The organism is Sulfuriroseicoccus oceanibius (genome assembly GCF_010681825.2).
Lineage (GTDB): Bacteria > Verrucomicrobiota > Verrucomicrobiia > Verrucomicrobiales > SLCJ01 > Sulfuriroseicoccus > Sulfuriroseicoccus oceanibius.
Window position 1 is genome coordinate 804,999 of record NZ_CP066776.1, and the last position, 18,765, is coordinate 823,763.

General features: G+C 58.1%; 16 protein-coding genes and 1 tRNA gene. 8 read left to right on the forward strand and 9 right to left on the reverse strand.

Annotated features, from left to right (window positions below; translation table 11 throughout):
- Positions 1-20: 20 nt before the first annotated feature.
- Together G3M56_RS03085 and G3M56_RS03090 are read left to right on the forward strand one after the other, a co-directional pair.
- A complete protein-coding gene (locus G3M56_RS03085; protein WP_164363214.1) occupies positions 21-3,185 on the forward strand; it encodes a discoidin domain-containing protein in 3,165 nt (1,054 codons plus the stop codon).
- A gap of 342 nt (positions 3,186-3,527) precedes the next feature.
- Positions 3,528-5,273 carry a PP2C family protein-serine/threonine phosphatase gene (locus tag G3M56_RS03090; protein ID WP_164363215.1) on the forward strand — a complete coding sequence of 582 codons (1,746 nt, stop codon included), beginning with the start codon at positions 3,528-3,530 and terminating at the stop codon, positions 5,271-5,273.
- A gap of 27 nt (positions 5,274-5,300) precedes the next feature.
- Here the strand turns inward: G3M56_RS03090 and G3M56_RS03095 are convergent, their stop codons facing one another.
- Positions 5,301-5,795 carry a hypothetical protein gene (locus tag G3M56_RS03095; protein WP_164363217.1) on the reverse strand — a complete coding sequence of 165 codons (495 nt, stop codon included), beginning with the start codon at positions 5,793-5,795 and terminating at the stop codon, positions 5,301-5,303.
- Positions 5,796-5,921: 126 nt separating this feature from the next.
- On the opposite strand from G3M56_RS03095, the gene G3M56_RS03100 reads away from it, so the two are divergent.
- Positions 5,922-6,305, forward strand: a complete 384-nt coding sequence (locus G3M56_RS03100) for a transmembrane 220 family protein (RefSeq protein ID WP_164363218.1) — start codon at positions 5,922-5,924, stop codon at positions 6,303-6,305.
- Positions 6,306-6,651: 346 nt separating this feature from the next.
- On the opposite strand, the gene G3M56_RS03105 is transcribed toward G3M56_RS03100, so the two are convergent.
- Positions 6,652-7,470: a hypothetical protein gene (locus G3M56_RS03105; RefSeq protein WP_164363219.1), complete on the reverse strand. Its 819-nt coding sequence runs from the start codon at positions 7,468-7,470 to the stop codon at positions 6,652-6,654.
- Between the two features lie 138 nt (positions 7,471-7,608).
- Between G3M56_RS03105 and tyrS the strand changes: the two genes are divergently transcribed.
- Both tyrS and G3M56_RS03115 read left to right on the forward strand, forming a co-directional pair.
- On the forward strand, positions 7,609-8,778 hold the full coding sequence (gene tyrS / locus G3M56_RS03110) for a tyrosine--tRNA ligase (protein WP_164363221.1): 1,170 nt from the start codon (positions 7,609-7,611) through the stop codon (positions 8,776-8,778).
- An 84-nt stretch (positions 8,779-8,862) separates the two neighbouring features.
- Positions 8,863-9,495 carry an adenylate kinase family protein gene (locus tag G3M56_RS03115; protein WP_164363222.1) on the forward strand — a complete coding sequence of 211 codons (633 nt, stop codon included), beginning with the start codon at positions 8,863-8,865 and terminating at the stop codon, positions 9,493-9,495.
- 85 nt (positions 9,496-9,580) lie between these two features.
- Here the strand turns inward: G3M56_RS03115 and G3M56_RS03120 are convergent, their stop codons facing one another.
- The 6 genes from G3M56_RS03120 to G3M56_RS03145 form a co-directional block, all read right to left on the reverse strand.
- Positions 9,581-10,120, reverse strand: coding sequence for a hypothetical protein (locus G3M56_RS03120; protein WP_164363223.1), 540 nt, complete (start codon positions 10,118-10,120; stop codon positions 9,581-9,583).
- 21 nt (positions 10,121-10,141) lie between these two features.
- Positions 10,142-11,296 (reverse strand): ABC transporter permease, encoded by a 1,155-nt coding sequence (locus tag G3M56_RS03125; RefSeq protein WP_164363224.1) that lies wholly within the window; start codon positions 11,294-11,296, stop codon positions 10,142-10,144.
- 22 nt (positions 11,297-11,318) lie between these two features.
- Positions 11,319-12,458 (reverse strand): ABC transporter permease, encoded by a 1,140-nt coding sequence (locus G3M56_RS03130; protein WP_164363225.1) that lies wholly within the window; start codon positions 12,456-12,458, stop codon positions 11,319-11,321.
- A gap of 12 nt (positions 12,459-12,470) precedes the next feature.
- Entirely contained in the window at positions 12,471-13,166 is a 696-nt protein-coding gene (locus G3M56_RS03135) for an ABC transporter ATP-binding protein (RefSeq protein WP_164363226.1), read from the reverse strand.
- Positions 13,167-13,185: 19 nt separating this feature from the next.
- The gene (locus tag G3M56_RS03140; RefSeq protein ID WP_164363227.1) at positions 13,186-14,589 is read right to left on the reverse strand and encodes an efflux RND transporter periplasmic adaptor subunit; all 1,404 of its coding nucleotides are present in this window, start codon (positions 14,587-14,589) and stop codon (positions 13,186-13,188) included.
- Positions 14,590-14,797: 208 nt separating this feature from the next.
- Positions 14,798-15,241 (reverse strand): hypothetical protein, encoded by a 444-nt coding sequence (locus G3M56_RS03145; RefSeq protein ID WP_235203562.1) that lies wholly within the window; start codon positions 15,239-15,241, stop codon positions 14,798-14,800.
- 113 nt (positions 15,242-15,354) lie between these two features.
- Here G3M56_RS03145 and G3M56_RS03150 point away from each other — a divergent pair, with 113 nt between their 5' ends.
- Positions 15,355-16,509, forward strand: coding sequence for a transposase (locus tag G3M56_RS03150; RefSeq protein ID WP_164363229.1), 1,155 nt, complete (start codon positions 15,355-15,357; stop codon positions 16,507-16,509).
- Positions 16,510-16,803: 294 nt separating this feature from the next.
- Here the strand turns inward: G3M56_RS03150 and G3M56_RS03155 are convergent.
- A tRNA-Gly gene (locus tag G3M56_RS03155) sits at positions 16,804-16,878 on the reverse strand.
- A 150-nt stretch (positions 16,879-17,028) separates the two neighbouring features.
- Between G3M56_RS03155 and trpC the strand changes: the two genes are divergently transcribed.
- Together trpC and purU are read left to right on the forward strand one after the other, a co-directional pair.
- Positions 17,029-17,832 carry an indole-3-glycerol phosphate synthase TrpC gene (trpC, locus tag G3M56_RS03160; protein ID WP_164363230.1) on the forward strand — a complete coding sequence of 268 codons (804 nt, stop codon included), beginning with the start codon at positions 17,029-17,031 and terminating at the stop codon, positions 17,830-17,832.
- A 20-nt stretch (positions 17,833-17,852) separates the two neighbouring features.
- Entirely contained in the window at positions 17,853-18,710 is an 858-nt protein-coding gene (gene purU, locus G3M56_RS03165) for a formyltetrahydrofolate deformylase (RefSeq protein WP_164363231.1), read from the forward strand.
- Positions 18,711-18,765: the final 55 nt, after the last annotated feature.

Consider the following 18,765-nt stretch of genomic DNA (forward strand, 5'->3'; position numbering starts at 1 on the left):
GTTTGATTACTAAACAGCGAATGAAAGAATTTGGACGGAAGGCGCTCCTCTATGTTGGAGTCGGTAGCGCATGGGTTTTGGGGCCGGTGGATGCGGCGATCATTGATGCCTCGAATGGGAACGGTGGGTTTGTCAGTGAGACATCGTCATTCAATGGTTCGCTGGAGGGATGGACCGCGGAGAGAGGTGTGTGGGTGGATTCCGGCAACAGTGGATTAAGTACGGATCCTTTTGGTGCTGACAACACCTCCAACTCGCGCTTCGTTCAGATTCATAACAATAGCGGCGAAACTCTGACCTCCTCCCGCACGTTCACGGTGGCGCAGTCCGATACGATCGAGCTAAGCTTTGACTATAAAACCGGTGGCAGTGGTGATGATACCACACTGACGGTCTCGCTTTGGGATACCCAGGCGAATACCACCTACGCGACCCTGGGCTCGATCAGCACCAGCTCGTCCCAGGCATCGTTCATCCAGGTGAACTATTCGCTGAGTGCGCCATCGGCCAACACCAACCTGCAGTTGCGCTTCAGCTTGAGTGCCGGCGGCAAGGATGTGCATATCGATCGCGTGCACTTGGTGGGTGGTGAGATTACTCCACCACCACCACCGGCGGTGATCGACTACGATACGGTGCAGTATCTGGATCCATCGGATAGTGAAGCGGTGCGGATTGAGAAGGCTGCGAAGTTGTTGCCGTCGCCTCGCCAAGTGGATTGGCAGCGGTTGGAAACGACGTATTTCATCCACTTCGGGCCGAATACCTTCAACGAAGTGGAGTGGGGCGACGGCCGCGAGTCGGTGGATGATTTCAACCCGACCGCTTACGACGCGTCACAGTGGGTGAATGTGATCAAGAATGCCGGCGGCACCATGTTGATGCTGGTGGTCAAGCACCACGAGGGTTTTTGTTTGTTCCCTAGCCGCTACACGGATCACGATTTGGAATCGAGTGCGTGGCAGAGTGGCACGGGCAACGTGGTGCGCGATGTGGCGGATGCGTGTGCGGCAGCCGGGATCAAGTTCGGGGTGTATCTGTCGCCGGCGGATTTGTATCAAATTGAATCCGCGACCAACTACACAACGGGCTCGGGTTACTATGGACATGGTAGCGCCACCCGGTTGTCGACCATTCCGACCAATCCGGCGACCTTTGGCAGCGATCCGACCCAGGGACGGACGCCACCCGCCGGCTTTGAGTCTTATGAATACCAAGCGGACGACTATAATCGTTACTTCCTCAACCAGCTTTATGAATTGCTGACGGAGTACGGGGATATCGCTGAAGTTTGGTTTGATGGAGCGACACCAAAGAACGGGCCGCAGCCACAGGCGTATAACCGCCACGATTGGTATGATCTGATTCGCAAACTCCAGCCGGGCGCAAACATTGCGGTGAAGGGGCCGGATGTGCGGTGGGTTGGTAACGAACATGGTCACTCGCGCGAAACCGAGTGGAGTCCCATTCCGATCCCCCAGCATCCCGATGTTTATACATGGGGGGATGCCACTGCGACCGACCTGGGGAGCCGTGCTCGGTTAACTGGTGGGAACTACCTGACCTGGTGGCCGGCGGAAGCGGATGTGCCAATTCTCAGTGGATGGTTCCACACACCAAGCCGCGGTGTGAAGTCGGCGAATACACTGATTGATATCTATTACAAGTCGGTTGGACGGAACTCGAATTTGTTGCTCAACTTGTCTCCAGACAAGCGCGGCCTGATCCCGGAGAACCAAATCACTCCGCTGATGGAGGCGATGACCATTGTACAACAAACCTTCTCTAATAATCTGGCCTTGGACGGCACGGTGACGGCGGATTCGGAGTTGGCCGAAAGCCCGGCCAGCCGCATGATTGATGGGGACTTGGATAGTTATTGGGAGTCGGAAGCAGGCAACAGCACGCCAACCGTGACGCTGACAATGCCTGAGGTGAGAACCTTCGACCGCGTTGTGTTGCAGGAAGCCATCGCCCAGCGGGGGATGCGTGTTGAAACGTTCGCAATCGATGCGTGGATCAATGGCGCCTGGGTGCAGCAGGCCACGAGTACTTGTGTCGGGCACAAACGGATTTTGCAGATCCCTGAAGTGACCACAGACCGGGTACGCATTCGTATTACCCAGTCGCGCACAGAGCCGACTCTGGCGAATGTCGGGTTGTACCAGTCTGCCGAGCTTCTGGATTCACCTCAGATTGCCGAGCGGGACGCTGCCGGAAGAGTGGTGATCACCGCCGCGGCCGGTGACACGATTCATTACACGATCGACGGGACGACTCCGACCATGGCATCACCGACCTACAGCGGTGCGGTGGACTTGCCACTTGGGGGCACGGTGCGGGCCATCGCGGTGAATGGAAACTCGGTGAGCTTCGAAACTATCAAGACTTTCTCGGGCTATTCGCCGACAGGATGGACGGTGATTTCGGTTAGTAGTGAGGAGGGGGCTGAGCCTGGAAGTTATGCGATCGATGATGATCCATCGACCAACTGGCACACGGATTACGCTGCGGCGGCTGCGCATCCGCACCACCTGACGGTGGACATGGGAAGTGTCCGCTGGATTGGTGGGTTTTCCTACCTTCCTCGGGGTACTGGAGCCAACGGAATCGCGAAGAACTATGTGTTTGAAGTGAGTACGGACAACTCGGAGTGGACGACGGTGGCTACAGGCGAGTTCTTGAATATCAAAAACAACCCAGTGCTGCAGCAGGTGCCATTCGATGCGATCGAAGCGCGTTACTTCCGCTTCACCGCGAGCGATGAAGTGAATAATGCCAACTGGACCTCTGCTGCGGAGATTAATGTCCTGCCCGGTGGGTTTGATGGGTTCCGTCAGCAGCACGGACTCCAAACATCGGCGCCGACATCTGATTCGGATAACGACGGACAAGACTTGCTTGCCGAGTACTACTTTGGCAACAGCCCGGTGACGAAGGAGCAGATGCCGGTACCGATTGTGGCGGCTCCCGTTGCAGGCGGTGTGGCATTGGAAGTGGTACGCGATTCGTCGGCTGTCGGGGTGACCCCGAGATTTGAGATGACCGAGACGCTGGATGGCTGGGAGCCCGTGACACCTTCGTCTGTAAGCTCGACTGAGCTCGGAGGCGGGAAGACGCGCGACGTCTACAGTTTCCCTGTATCGGGGCTGCGTCGGTTCTTCCGCGTGCTGGTGCAGCCGTAGCTGAATATTTTAATTTGAGTTTCGGTTAACGCCTCGGCGAGGCTGTCCATAGGAAGGGTGACACAGTGCAAGATGTGACGATCACAGCGGTGCCTGAGCCTTCCCCTGCCTTTTTGCTCGGTATGGGAGGCTTGCCGTTGGCTTTGTTTCGTCACGGATAAGTTTGTTCTGTTGTTTGTTGCGTGTAGTCACCCCGGTCCGTTCTTTGCGGGCTGGGGTGATTTTTTGTGCTCTGATGCAGCCTTTGGTTGGATTTGAGACGTAGGGTGGGGGAGACGTTGGGGCATGGTGAGGACTGGGAGATTTACCGGCGTCTGAGAGTTTGTTTTTTCCCTCAGAGTGATGGCCATCAAGCATTTGTTTATCGGGGTGGTCGTTGGTTGGTCGGTGCTGGTGATTGCGTTGGTGGCTTTGGTGTGGGCATCGGGGGGGGCGCACAAGGATGTCGCTGTCGGGCAGCACCGGCGGTATGAATCGTTTCACCTGGCGGATGAATTGAGACAGAGCTCGGATGACCTGACGCGCTTGGTGCGGGCTTATGTAGCGACTGGCGACCCGCGCTATCGCCAGTATTTCTATGAGGTCGTGGCGATTCGTAATGGTGAGAGCCCCCGTCCGCAGCGTTATGAACGGTCGTATTGGGACCTGGTCGGGCGGGACGGTACCCGGCCCACCGAGCAGGGTGAGGCGAAGTCACTCGAGGATAGGATGCGTGAGCTGCAGTTTACCGACCACGAGTTTGAGTTGTTGCAGCAGGCGAGGGAGAAGTCGGATGCGCTCGCTACTGTGGAGGAAGACGCGATGCAGGCGGTGAATGGAGTGTTTCGTGATGAGGAGGGGAATTTCACCGTCCAAGCCGCACCGAACCAGCATTTGGCGATGCAGCTGGTCTATAATGATCGTTACCATCGAGCGAAGGCGGAGATCATGCGGACGATCAACGAGTTCATTGATCACGTCGATAAGAGGACATCGGATGAGGTGATGGCGAGCTTGGATCGCGAGCGTTTTTACCTCTATCTGTCGTGGCCTTTAGGGGGCTTGGCAGTGTTGGTGAGCCTGGCCCTTTTTGGTTTGATCGCGAAGTACGGGGTCGTGCCTTTGCGGCGGTTGCGGGCGGCTGTGGTGGAGTTTTCCGACGGGAAATACCATCGGCGTCCGCAGGGAGACCGTGCCGCGTTCTCTGAAGTCCAGGACTTGGCCAGATCGTTCGACAGTATGTCCGACGTGATCGTGCGTGATATTGACCACCGCAAGAAGGTGGGGCGTGAATTGGAAGTGGCGAAAAATTCGGCCGAAGCAGCATACCGTAAAGTGAAAGAGGACCTGGAGGCCGCGGCCAAAATCCAGCATGCGTTGCTGCCTTCGAATATGCCGGTTCTCAAGGGTTATAAGTTCGCCTTTGCGTATCAGCCCTGTGAGGAGTTGGGAGGAGATACGCTGAATGTGTTCCCGCTCGATGAGGATCGCGTTGGTGTTTACCTACTTGATGTGAGTGGGCACGGTGTGCAGGCGGCTTTGTTGGCCTCCACGCTGAGTCACGTGATGTCGCCGATGCGATCGGATGATTCGGTGTTGTGGCAACGGGATGTCGACGGAGGCTACACGTTGGCGCCTCCTCGGTTGGTAGCGCAGAGGCTGAATGTGCGGTTTCCGATCAACATGGAAACGGTCCAGTATTTTACGATCCATTACGGGGTGCTCAATGTACGGGAAGGCTCCTACAGGTTCATCTCCGCCGGGCATCCCGGGCCGCGGTTGGTCTCAGCCAGCGGGGACTGCCGGACTTTGGATGCGATGGGGCCTGGGATTGGATTGATCGAAGGTGCGAAGTTCGAGGAAGGGGAAGCCCAACTGGAGCGAGGGGACCGCGTTTTGTTCTTTTCCGACGGGGTTTTGGAGGCGGCCAATAGCGATGGAGAGTTGTATCAAGATGCGCAGTTGCAACGCTGTGTGAAGCGGTTGCGGAAGCATGGGCTGAAGGATTGTCTTCGGGCTCTGATTGTCGATGTCGTGGCGTGGTCGGACGGTGAGCAGGAAGACGACGTCTCGGTTGTAGCGATCGAAGTGACTGGGGATTCGGGATAAGTGGGGCGACGCATGGCCAGCCTTGGGCTAGCTGGCATCAGGTCCCTGGGTTCGTCCTTCCAATGCCCTGCGGAGGAGTGTGCGGGATCGGTGAGTGAGAGGAGCCAGACTGAGCACCACGCCACCCCCGCCCTTCAGATCAATGGTCAAATGAGGGGGCGCTTCGTCGATTTGAAGCCGCTTGATTTCGGACCAATGAATGATGCGGAAGTTGGTTGCCGGTCGCCAGAATGGAAAGATCTCAATCCCGAGGGGTGTGAGTAGCAAATAGGCGTGCACGGTGAGAAACGCTGCGGCCCAGAAACCGGCGGCCGCGACGACAGCCAGAGGGATCATCCACCACCAGGCGATGGTCGGAGTCAGTCCGGTGGCTGCCGCTTGCCAGTGGTTCACCGCGGCTACGATCAAGCCGGCCATTGCCAATCCGCCTACCGCCGCAAAGCCTGCAGCCTGTCGGGACCGGGTGAAGCGAAGTTCCTTTTCAGGTTCGGTGGGGGTGATTCTGGAGGCGGGGTTGAACATGGGAGAAGGCCAGAGGATGTGAGCGATGTCGCGACGCGTCAATCTTGGGGTTCGGTACTGTGAGGTTTGCGATGAACAGCATGAGCGGACTTGCGCCGGGCGGCCTCTTCACTAACATCAGCGCCTATGAGTGAGGGGGCTAAATCGCAATCCGGTAAGCTGAAAATTCTCCATGCGGGTGCAGCACTGCTTTTTCTAACGGTGGCCTTCGTGCAGATGAACGATCCAGATCCTTTGTATTGGATTGTCGTCTACTTGCTTGTTGCCGGCGTTGCGGTCGCTCGTTTCATGGGCCGACGCATGGACTCCGCGGTGAAGGTGGTCGTCGGGATGGTGATTGCGGGGTTGCTCGTATCGGGGCCTGGAGTTGTCGGTTATTTGACGTCAGGGGACTTTAACTCGATCTACGGACAAATGGCGATGGAGCGGCCCTACATTGAATCGGTGCGCGAGTTCCTCGGGTTGTTCGTCGCCGGGCTCTACCTTGTACTCGCAGGTGTCCGCCGATAGAGCGCAGGATTTCTGCCCGAGTGCGGCTCATCGACAGATACGTTCGACCAATCATTTGATGCCAGCCATCAAATAACGCGATGCTGATTTGTTGTCGGTAAAACCGTGGTTTGCGCGCGGATCGGGGACTTCCGTTTGGCGCAGGATTACACTAAATCAGGTGTGGTGAGGGGATCGAGCCCGCTGCCTGAGGTTCCGGGCAAGCGGAGGCTGGCATCTGCGCACGGACGTGGTGGGATGCAACGCAATTTGATGCCAGGCATCAAATGTGCGGGTGCGGCGGGAACGCTTGTGGTAGCGTGGATTTGGGGCTGAGCCGCTGGTGCGCAATTGGCGCAGAATGGGGCTAGCCGAGTTTGACCAGGTCTTTGACGAACTGAGCCCAGAGGAAGAAAAGCCCGCGTGGGGAGTAGCGGAAGAAGCCTTCACCTGCGGGACGGATGATGCCGCGGTCGAGGTTGTGGTCGACTTGCTCGCTGAACTCGATCTCCAGCTGGCGCGGGAATTCGTCATCGGCCGGGGTGACGATTTGTTCCGATGTGACGAGGTTGTCGTCGAGGAACTCGATGTGGCGGTCGATGAGCTCGTTGAACGATCGGGCTTCCGCTGCGCGCAGGGTGTGCTGGTTTGGCGGCATCACCATGCTGTAGGAGAATGGATAGTTCCACGTGCGGAAGAGCCGGCCGTCCTCAGTGCGGCTGGAGAGCGAAACGAAGAGAATGGCATGACCTGCTTGTTCGTGGAGGCAGAGCGTGGCGGTGGTGTGGTCTTCGTCGCGGTGGAAGATGCGGAAGAATTGCCGGGACTGGTCATCCTGCCAGCCGACGTTGTTCATTTGGCGGAAGCCGGCGTTGGCGATTTCCGTGGAGACTTCGTGAACCTGAGGGAACTCGGTACGGGTCGGGGGGAAACGTGAGTCGATGGACTTGCGGGTGGGCAGTCGCAGCTTGCGGATCCGGGTGAGGATTTCCAGCCATGGGAGCAGGAACCAAACCGAGAGGGAGATGAGTCCGCCGCCCCACGAGTTGCCGGAGACGAAGAATCCGATCAGAAATGAGGCGCCGAAGAAGGCGATCATCCCGAGCTTTCTGGGGACGGGGTGGCCGAAGGTGCGAAGCCCCAGGCCGAGGACGATCACGCCGATGATGTAAAGGAAGTCACTCACGTTGATTGAGAGGGAATTGCGTGGCGGATGGTAAACAAATCCGCTGATAGGTACGATACGGGAATCCTTCTGATGTGCAATTCGGCGTTTGTCTGTTTGCGGATCGCCAATTGGTGGGCAAATTGTGCATCTCCCGTCATGAACGCTGCAGAACAACTCGAACTACTCACCCGCGGAACCGCCAAGGTCATCAGTGTAGACAACCTGAAGGCCAAACTCGAGGAAGGGCGCCCATTGCGCGTCAAACTCGGAGTGGACCCGACCGCCCCGGATATTCACCTTGGTCACACGGTGGCATTTGAGAAGCTGCGTCAGTTCCAGGAGCTTGGGCATCAGGTGGTTTTGATCATTGGTGACTTCACCGCGACGATTGGTGATCCATCCGGCCGCTCCGCGACGCGTCCGCCGCTGACGCGTGAGCAGGTGTTGGAGAACGCGAAGACCTACACTGATCAGGCGTTTAAGATTCTCGATAAGGAGTCGACCGAGGTTGTGTTCAACGGTGACTGGTTCGGCAAGATGAGCTACCACGAGGTGCTTGAGTTGAACTCGAAGGTGACGATGCAACAGATGCTGCAGCGTGAGGACTTCCGCACCCGCGTGGAAAAGGGGCAGGAAGTGCGTTTGCACGAGATGCAGTACCCGATCATGCAGGGCTGGGACTCGGTGGTGGTGCGTGCGGATGTCGAGATCGGCGGGACTGATCAGTTGTTCAACATCCTCGTGGGCCGCGATTTGCAGAAAGAGCAGGGCATGTCGCAACAGGTTGTCATGCTGGTACCAATTCTCGAAGGCTTGGACGGCGTGAAGAAGATGTCCAAGAGCTTGAACAACTACGTCGCGGTGAACGATGCGCCTGATGACATGTTCGGCAAGTTGATGAGTGTTTCGGACGAGTTGATGTCGCGCTACTACACCTTGTTGCTTGGTGAGGACGTGCCGGAGATCCACCCGATGGACGCTAAGAAGCAGCTGGCGAAGCGGATTGTCTCGCGTTACCACAGCGATGCGGATGGCGATGCGGCTTTGGCTGCGTTTGAGGCGCGCTTTTCAAAGAAAGACGTCGATGCCTCTGATTGGCCTGAGTTCACGCCGCCGGCGGACCGCAAGGATCTGATCGCGGTGGTGGCGGCTGCCTATCAGAATGCCTACGATGCCAAGCGCTCGAACTCGGATGTGCGCCGATTGATCCAGCAGGGGTCGATTCAAATCAACGGCGAAAAGGTAACCGATCCGAAAGCCGAGCCTGAGCTGAAGGCTGGTGACGTGATCAAGCTCGACAAGAAGCGCTCGGTGCGCGTCGGCTAAGCTTCGGGACTGGAGCAGTTTTCGGTCGGGTGCCCCCTCCGGCCACGTAACCTATATTCAACCAACGACTATTTATTTCAGACCGTGACAGCTGCAGCTCATTCACATGGCAAGCATAAGAGCATTTTGATCTTTGGCGCTCCGGGGAGCGGCAAGGGTACCCAGGGGGTGATCATTGGCCAGATCCCGCGTTTCTACCACATGGCTTGTGGTGATGTGTTTCGCCAACTCGACACCCGGACCAAGATTGGTCAGGAGTTCGTGAAGTATTCCTCTAAAGGGCAACTGGTGCCGGATTCGGTGACGGTTGAGTTGTGGCACGCCGCGCTGGAAAGCCGGGTGGACAGCCACGCTTATAAGCCGGACATCGACTTCCTGGTGCTCGACGGAATCCCACGCAATGTCGAGCAAGCGCGCATCATGGAAGCGTACATCGATGTGGTGAAGGTGTTCCACTTGTCGTGCCCTAACCGCGAGGAGCTCGCCAAGCGCCTGCGCAAACGTGCGCTGAAGGACAATCGCCTCGACGATGCCAGCGATGAGGTGATTGAAAAACGCATCCGCACGTACGAAGCGGAGACCAAGCCTGTGCTCGATTTTTACGCTGGCGACCGCGTGTGTGAGATCGATGCGACGCGCCAGCCGGTAGAGGTTGCGCACAAGATTCTCGGCGAGATCATGCAGATGCCTGCGTGGAAAGAGTCGGTCACCGTCTAACGGTTGGGCTACATTTTATACTCAATGAAAAACCCACAGGTTCCGCGGAGCCTGTGGGTTTCTTTTTGATCTGATTTCGTGGCGCTTATGGCTGCACGTAGATCGAGCTGGCGTTGATGATGAGGTTGTCGCCGTTGGATCCCTCGGCGACGACGCCGGTCACGGTGAGTTGGCTCAGTTCTTTGATCCCGCCGACGCCCTTGATGCCTTGCTTGAGGAGCTTGCCTTCAGCGTCGACTACCTGGATGGTTGCGACGGACTGTTTGATGGTTTCCGGGTCGTCGCAGCAGACGTCCCATGGGGTTGGGCAGCCGTCGCCTTCGATCATGTCGCAGGATGTGATTTCGTTGGGGTCGCCAAGAACCAGCATGGCTCGTCCATCAACAAATGGGTCTTTGCGGCCCATGACCTTGCCTGAGACGGTGACTTCATCGCCGGGTTGCACGGAATCCTGCGCCTTGGCGATGGCAATGGCATCAGCGGGTGCGGTTGAGGCAATGATGGATTCGACTGTGATCGAGCTGGCAGCGTTGGCTGGCGTGGAGCTCTCGTTGGTGGCCTTTTCTCCACACGAGGTGAAGGCGAAGGTGGAGCAGAGAGCGACGAGGATGGGTGTGTATTTCATAGGTGTTATTTTCTACTGATTTTAGGAGGATCTGAGTGCTTTTGGAAGCGAGGGAGAGAGGCAGCGGATTGCCGGGGGCAAGGTGCCAAGTGTGCCGAGGAGCACGCCGGTAATGAGGCCGGTCGCGATCACCGATGGTGTGAGGTTGAGGGTGAAGGTGCCAATTGAAAATGGAACGGTCACGCCGTCGAGCAGGAAGTACGCAGCGACAAAAGCTAGCAAGGTCCCGGTCAGAGTGGCGAGCAGCGATTCCTGAACGAGCGAAACCATGAGCGCACCACGGGTGAATCCGATCGATTGGAGCGTGGCCATCTCGCGTATCCTGGAGGCAAAGGCCGCGTACAGGGTGTTGAGCCCGCCGAAGATGGCTCCTGTGGCTACCAAAGCGGCAGTAACCCAGGTCATGATTTTGATCGGTTGGTAGAAAACGCCGAGTTTGCCGTAGTAGTCGGACTCGCGGATGGCTGCCAGTTCCAGGTCGTTGCGCTGGAGGGTGAAAACCTGGACGTCATCGAATTCGGCGTCGTCGAGGCGGAGGGTGACCGACGAGAGGGTGTCGCGCTGGGTGAGGGAGGCGAGGTCGTTGCGGTCGAACCAGATTTCCGATTCAAGGACGGTGCCCGGGGCTTCGAAGATGCCGACGACGGCGACGGGCGATCGACCGAAGTAGAGAGTCTCGCCGAGGCCCGTGGCGTGAGATTCGACGCCGAGTTTGCGGTGGGCGAGCTTGCCGACCATGACCTCTCCGGGGCCGGGGAAGCGGCCGTCGATCAAGCGGACTGAGCGATGTACCAGTAGGGCCTTTTCGTTAACTCCGCGCAGCAGAGCCTGGCTTTCGTGATCGGTGGCGGTACGGATCGGCGCCATGTAGGTGATTTCTCCTGAGGCGGCGGTGACTCCGAGTTGTTCTTCGAGCCCGGCGACCGAGGTGGCGGCGCTGGATTCCGCCTCGAGATGAACCTCGGAACGTTCGACGGATTCCTCGGAGCCTTTGCTGAGCAGGATTACGTTTTTTGGAGATCCTGATGCGGATAACACCGAGTCCATTCCCTGAGTGAGGGCAACGGCCGCGACCAGCAGTAGAACGACGATTGCCGATCCTCCAACCGTTTGCGCCAAGCGCGTGGGGTCGCGGAACAAGTTTCGCAGTGCGTAGGTAAAGGGGAGAAGAGTCATGGGGTGAATGGGAAAGTGAGGGTCATGCCGCATTGAGTGAGTGCGTCAGTGGCTGCGACGTGGCTTTCCATGCCGGGTAGAGCGAGGCGAGTAGTCCCAGAGCCAGCGAGACGAGTAGGCCGGTGGCCATCACGCCAGCTGTGGGCGAGATCGCAAGAGTCAGCCCCTCGTTGCCCAGCGTGAAGGACTTGAAATGGAAGAATCCGGTGGCCGATGTGATGCCGAGCACTCCTCCGATGAGTCCGAGCAGCAGCCCTTCGCTGATGACGATGAGCGCGATGGCCGCGCGGGAGTAGCCGATGGTCTGAAGGATGGCAGTCTCTTTGACCCGTCCCCGGACGATGAGCAGCACTGAGTTGGCGACGAGCCCGAGGACCGCACAGACGGCACCGAGACCGAGCCATCGGGTGAAGCCGATCAGTTCGATCATTTCCTTTGCTGTCTCGGCGAAGAATGCCTTTTCGGGACGGGTGTGGGTTGGCTGCTGGTCGGACTTGAAGGTTTCGTCGATCTTGGCCGCCACGGAGTCGAGCTGGTCGGCAGAGTTTACGCGTACGTTGAACTGAGTGACCACTCCGAGCCCGACGCGGGAGGCTTGCTGTAGGAACGGTAAGTGGACGTAGGCGACGTTGTTGTCTTGTGGCGAATCGGAGCGGATGATGCCGGCGACGTGAACGTTGACTCCGACTGCTTCGAACTTACTTCCCGGCGTGAGTCCGCGGCGCTGGGCGAAATGCTCGCCAACCAGTGCGGCGTCGCTGCGCTTGGTGAACTCCTCGTAGGATCCGGACACCACGACGATGCCTGGGTTGTATGATTTGAGGGTTGCTGGAGGTACTCCGCGGAAGGTGATGACGTCGAGGGACGCGCCACAGTTGTTTACTGCGATCTGGATTGGGATCACGCTGCGGACGCCTTCGATTTGTTCGATCGTGGTCTGGTAATGCTCTGGCAGGCGCGAGGTCGACGGGCAGAACCGGTTTTCGCGGTAAACGACGAGGGTGGTGTCGTCTGCGTTGCTCCGGGTCGCGACTTCGAGCGACTGTTGCATGGTTTGCACCGAGGCATAGAGAAACATGCCGGCCGCGACGCCGAGGATCGTTAGCGTGGAGCGCAGACGATGGCGGGTCAGGTTTTTGAATGCGAGCGATAGCAGCTTCATAGCGATCTGGGGTTAGTGAGCTTGAGCCTCGGCAGCCTCGATCAGTTGACCTTTTTCCAGGTGGAGCGTGCGGTGGGCTGCTGCGGCGGCCTTGGGATCGTGGGTGACCATGACGATGGTCTTGCCGTGGTCGTTGGCGAGAGAATCGAGGAGCGAAAGGATGGAGTCCGCGGCTTCCCGGTCGAGGTCGCCTGTGGGTTCGTCCGCTACGAGGAGTCCGGGGTCGTGGACGATGGCGCGGGCGATGGCGACGCGTTGTTCCTGGCCGCCTGAGAGTTCGGATGGGCGGTGGTGTGCGCGGTCGGCCAAGTCTACGAGTTCGAGCGCGGCTTCGATTTTTTCCTTCCGCTGAGCTTTGGTGAAATTGCCGAGCAGTAGCGGGAGCTCGACGTTCTCGTAGGCGGAAAGGATGGGCACCAGGTGGTAGAGCTGGAAAATGTAGCCGACGTGGGTGGCTCGCCAGCGGGTGAGCTCGGCGCGGGACAAATTGGCGATGTCCCTGCCGTCGATGACCAGTTCACCCCGGCTGGGGGAGTCGATGCCGGCGATCAGGTTGAGCAGAGTGGTTTTGCCAGACCCTGATGGGCCCATCAGAGCGAGAAATTCGCCGCGTGGTACGTCGAGCGAGAGGTTCTCCAGTGGAGTGATGTGGCTCTTTCCTTTGGTGTAGGATTTGGTCAGGGAGTGAATGGAAATGAAGGGATCCATGGCGAGAAGGTGTTGGAGATTAACGAAGTGAGGCGCTTTTGACGCGGCTGCCGGGCTCGAGGTCGTCGTGAGGCGGGAGGATTATTTGTTCTCCCGAGCGGATGCCCTTGATCACGCGGCGGTGACCGTCGCGGGTGTCGTTGCCGAGGGTGAGTGGGCGTAGTTCGGCGGTGCGCTCGGGCGAGACAACCCAGACCGACGACTCGTTGACCAGTGCCTGTTCTGGAACGTAGAGGGCTAGACGGGTGGAGGTGTTGTTGTCGAGCGGGGCGCTGGCGGTGCCTCCGGTGAAGAACTTGCCGCGCACCAAGGTCTCGGGGCGGATGCGTGGGTCGGGGGAGTCGATGGCGACTTTGGCTTGTAGCGTATTGCGCTGAAGGTCGGCTTCTCCGGCGATGCTGGTTACGGTGCCGGTGAGGAGTTGGTCGGGAAGTAGCTCGCAGGTGAGCTCCACTGGCTGGCCGATGCGTAATCCTGCGGCTTCGTTGAGCGGCACGTCGATCCTGGCTTGGAGTTTGGTGGGATCGTAAAGCTCGACCACCACCGCGGAGAGAGGGTCGTCCGCGGCGAGGAGCCGCTTTTTGCCGGGCGTCGCGTGACGTCGTAGCACGATGCCGTCCATGGGGGCTTTGATCTGCGTGCGGTCGAGCGCCAGTTGGGCCCGGGCTCGAGCCGTCTCAAGCTCGGTCAAGGTTGAGTCCATCATTTTGCGCTCGGCATTGAGTTGCGCGACCTTTGCCCGCAACCGCGGAATCTCGGCGCTGACTTCCGCCAGCTGCGCTTCCTGCCGCTTCACGACCAACTCGGCTTGGAAGATGCTCTGCTCGGAAACCGCACCGCTACGTACGGTGCGCAGGCGCTTCAGGTTGTCCTGGGCTTCGGCCAAGAGAGTTTCGTTGGCCTCCTTGTTCTTCTGTGCTGCGTTGAGTTCCGCATTCAGGATGTCCAGTCCGATGCAGTGGGCTTCGATGCGAGCCTTTTGGCTTTCAATTTGCTGAGTCGCCTGGGTCAGATCGAGCTTGGCATCGTCGGAGATCAAGGTGGCTAGCACTTGCCCCTCTTTGACGGCATCCCCGTCTAGAACGAAGACCTCATCGATTACTCCGTTTACCAGAACTGGGACGTAGGTGACATACGGGTCGGGTTCCACCCATCCTGAGGCTTGGAATAGGAGCTGTTTGTTGATGGACCCTGAGGTGTTGGCAGCGTTCGCTGCATCTTGTTGCCCGAGGCGTACGGTCACGACGGGAGCGGTGGTGACTTCTGTCGCCGGTAGTAATCGAGAGCCGAAGAGCAGGGCGATGATGGACAGGAAGCCAAGCAGCAGTCCGCCGGGGAGCAGCCAGGCCCACGAGCGGGTGCGGCGGGGCGGGGCGCTGCTTTTGCCGGGATCTGCGGATTGGGTTAGTTTTTCTAGAGACATAGAGGGCACAGTGAAGCCTGAGGGCCGAAGGTCATGAGAGGACGTAGGAGTACTCAGACGGTATGAGTGAAGCGATGCGAAATGCCTGAAGGGCGTAATTCGTTGGCCCGATGGGGCCAATGCGGAGGGCTGATGGCGCGGCGCAATAGGGCCGGCGCAGGCACTGAAAACCAGCCTGTGAAGAGGCTGGGGGTGGTAGCTCTGACGGCTACATCAGCAACGCGGAGTGTCTCAAGAAAATCGGGGCGCGGTAAATCCGAGGAGGCGGTGACGGACCGTATGCTGGTCGGTTCACGAGGTGCGCGAGTGCAGGCACCAAGTGGATCACATTCCAATCGGAGAGCTCAAGCGGTGCGGCCAATGTCAGCCCCTCCGAGGCAGGTGCGATGAAGTCGCTGACGTCGATCGCAAGTTCATCCGTGCAGTGGTCACAGGGAGCGGGGCGCTCGTCTGCGGCTGTGTTGATCCCGCAGGAAGAATCTTGGCAGCAAGCATGGGCCGCGACTTCTTCTGCACACTCGCAGTCTCCCAAAAAGAAGGTTTCCACGCAGCTGCAGTAGCCCAGCACCGATCCCTTCATCACGACGAAGAATGTCATGATGATCACAAAGATCGAAACTGTGAGTTGGCGGACCATGTGCTCATCATCCATCGCACACCGCGTCGATCATTGTCAAGGTTGGCAGCAACTCACCGATCTCCCGATACATTTTGATGCCAGCCATCAAATGTGGCCGCGCATCACCTAGCGACGTAATAGTTGGTATGAAAACGACAGCGAAGTCCGGTGGGATGGGCGATGATTTGCGTAGGGCGTTGGTTGGTGTTGAGGCGAAGACCGCGGCGAAAGTTGGCGCAGGATGGTGGGATTTGCGCGAGGGGGCGGATGGAAAAGTGGTGAGTATGCAGCGCAAACGGAAGCGGATTCTCGGGGAGAAGGGGCGTGATGCTTGTTACCATGTGATGAGTCGCACCGTGGGCGGGGATGTGTTCTTCGATGATGTGGAAAAGGAGGCTCTGAGAAAGCTGATCTGGAAGATGGCGCGCTTTTCGATGGTGAAGGTGGTGACGTACGCGGTGATGGGAAACCATTTCCACGTGTTGGCCGTGGTGCCGGACGCGGAGAAGACGTTGGAGAAGTTCAGGCAACCTGGCGGAGAAAAATTGCTGCTGAAGCATATCTCGTGTTTGTACTCGCTCGATGCGGTGCAGATCCTGGAGAGCCAGCTGCAGACGCTGCGCAAGCGGGGAGAGGAGAGGGCGAGACAAGAGATTATCGAGCGGTTGCTGGCGCGGATGTGCGATGTGTCACGCTTTGTGAATGAGGTGAAGGTCAGGTTTACCCGTTGGTACAATCGTCGGCATGATCGCAAAGGCACGCTGTGGATGGAGCGATTCAAGAGTGTGTTGATTGGCAGCGATGCGGCGATGCGTAGTGTGGCGCTGTATATTGACCTGAACCCAGTGAGGGCCGGGCTTGTAGACGATCCGGTGAACTATCGCTGGTGTGGATGGGCGGAAGCTGAAGCTGGTGGGAGTCGCCGGGCGCGCCGAGGGATCTGCAAGGCGGTGCACTGTGCAGTGGACAGTTGGGAGCGAGGTGACGGGACGGCGCGCAAGCTCTACCGGGATGCGCTGGATTGTGTGATGGAGCGCGAAGGGAAGTCTCGTTTCGTAGAGGATGAGGCACGCAAGCCTGGTGTGATGAGGTACTTATTGCGACGAACTCGGTACTTCAGCGATAGCTTGGTGATTGGGACGAAGGGGTTCGTGGAGAATGCGCTGCGTCGTCATTCCGGGAGCTTTTCAGAAAGGCGGCGGACGTTGGCGAGTCCGATGCGGGCGCCTGACGGTGGTGGCAGGTTGCGAGATGACGGGCACTTCACGTTGAAGAACCTGATAAAGGAGGCGTGGGGCTAAGCGGGCCAGCGAATTGGGTCAGGGCAAAAAAACGCCGTTAGTCAGAACAACCCCAGTCTAACTAACGGCTAACGGAGCTTGGCGCCGCAACATAAGCGCGAGGGCGTCCGCTATGTGATAAACGGTGTCGTTAGGAGTTTGATTAGATAAAAATGGAAAAGGTTTCATTTTTATCTGATCGAGGCTTTCTGGCCGATCCTTGAGAGTCGGGCTGAGCCTGGTGCTTCCGTATTTCAAAAGGCGGGAGAATAAAAAAAGGCCGCTCTGTTATGAGCGGCCTTTTTGTTTTGAAAGTGGAGCGGGTGAACGGATTCGAACCGTCGACATCGACCTTGGCAAGGTCGCGCTCTACCACTGAGCTACACCCGCACGCTTTGTGCGATTTTTTGTGAGGCGTTCGGCGCTTGCTGCGCGTCCCGTTCACGGCGATATAGGTAGCCGGATTCGGAAGGCGTGCAACAAATAATTTGAGGAAATGTTGAGGAAAACGTGGGGCGCGTGTAAATAGGCGGCGAAATCATGGACAAATTACGCGAAATTATCGACCACAAACGGAGCGAGATTGAGGGCACAGTTGCCCGTGCCGACAAGCTGCGTGCAGCGGCTCTTGCTCGCAATGACTTCCGCTCTCTCTACGATGCGCTTTCGGGTCACGGTCAGGGACTTGGAATGATCGCCGAGGTTAAGAAGGCATCGCCTTCAGCGGGAGATATTGCGTTGGACATTGACCCCGTTGCACAGGCAGTGAAGTACGCCGAAGCGGGGGCCAGTGCGGTGTCGGTGCTGACCGATGAAAAATATTTCAAAGGGAATCTGCAATTTATGACGCAGGTTGCCGATGCCGTGGATATTCCGGTTCTGCGGAAGGACTTCATCATCCATGAGGCGCAGATTTTCGAGGCGGTGGTGGCGGGGGCTGATGCGATTTTGCTCATCGTCGCGGCGCTGACCCAGGATGAGTTGGTGCACTTGCTTGATGTCGCCCACACCTACCAGCTTGATGTGTTGGTGGAGGTGCACAATGAGGAAGAGTTGGAGCGGGCGTTGGAGACGGATGCTCGTATCATTGGGGTGAACAACCGCGACCTGAAGACTTTCACGGTGAGTCTTGAGACGACCAAGCGCTTGTCCGAGCTTATGGATTCGAGCGTCTTGTTAGTGAGCGAGAGTGGAATCAAGACCCGCAAGGATTGTGAAGATGTTCACAGTTGGGGCGCTGATGCCGTGTTGGTGGGTGAAACCTTGATGCGTGCCGATGACGTGGAAGCGACTGTGGCGGATTTGATGCTGGCGGACCGCGTCAATCCCTCAGCGGCCGAGTAATCATCGCTGATCTCGATCAAATGACTGCTGACACTACTCCGACGGTTCGCGTGTTGCGTGTCCAGTGTGCTGACGCCACGGGAATCATTCACCGCGTGACCGGAGTGTTGGCTGCGCAGGGGTTGAACGTGATCGAGCAGGAAGAGTTCGTTGATGCTCCGACCGGGCGCTTCTTTTTGCGTACTGCATTTACGGGGGCAGCGGACGATGTTGCGGTTGCTAAGGCTGTCGCCGATGTGGTCGACGATGCGTCGACTACGGTTCATGTGCGGCCGCGGCAGAAACGCCGCATTGCGATACTCGTTACCAAAGAGGCACATTGCGTTGGCGATCTGTTGGTGCGTGATTTCAGTGGTGAGCTCAATGCTGAGATTGCCTGTGTCGTGGGGAACCACGAGACGCTTCGGCCGTTGGTTGAGCGGTTTGGGCATCCGTTCGTGCATGTTCCCAGCGATGGGTTGAGCCATGCCGAGCATGATGCTGCCGTGCTGGATGCGTTGGATGGCTATCAGGTGGAGTTTCTTGTGTTCGCTAAGTACATGCGGATTGTCGGGCAGGGCTTCATTGATCACTACAAGCATCGTATCATTAACATTCACCACTCGTTCTTGCCGGCGTTTATCGGGGCGAAGCCCTACCATCAGGCGTACAAGCGGGGAGTGAAGATCATTGGGGCCACCGCGCATTTTGTGACGGGGGATTTGGATGCCGGGCCGATCATCGCGCAGGATGTGGTGTCGGTGCGGCACAGTCACGGTCTGGGGGATATGATCCAGTCCGGGCGAAATGTGGAGAAGATTGTGTTGGCGCGTGCGCTGCGGTTGGTTTTTGACGATCGGGTATTCGTGCACGGCAACCGGACGGTGATTTTTGATTAACGCACCCGCTCCCTCGATGGGGTAGGTCGCTGTTCGGCAACGTATTTGATGCCAG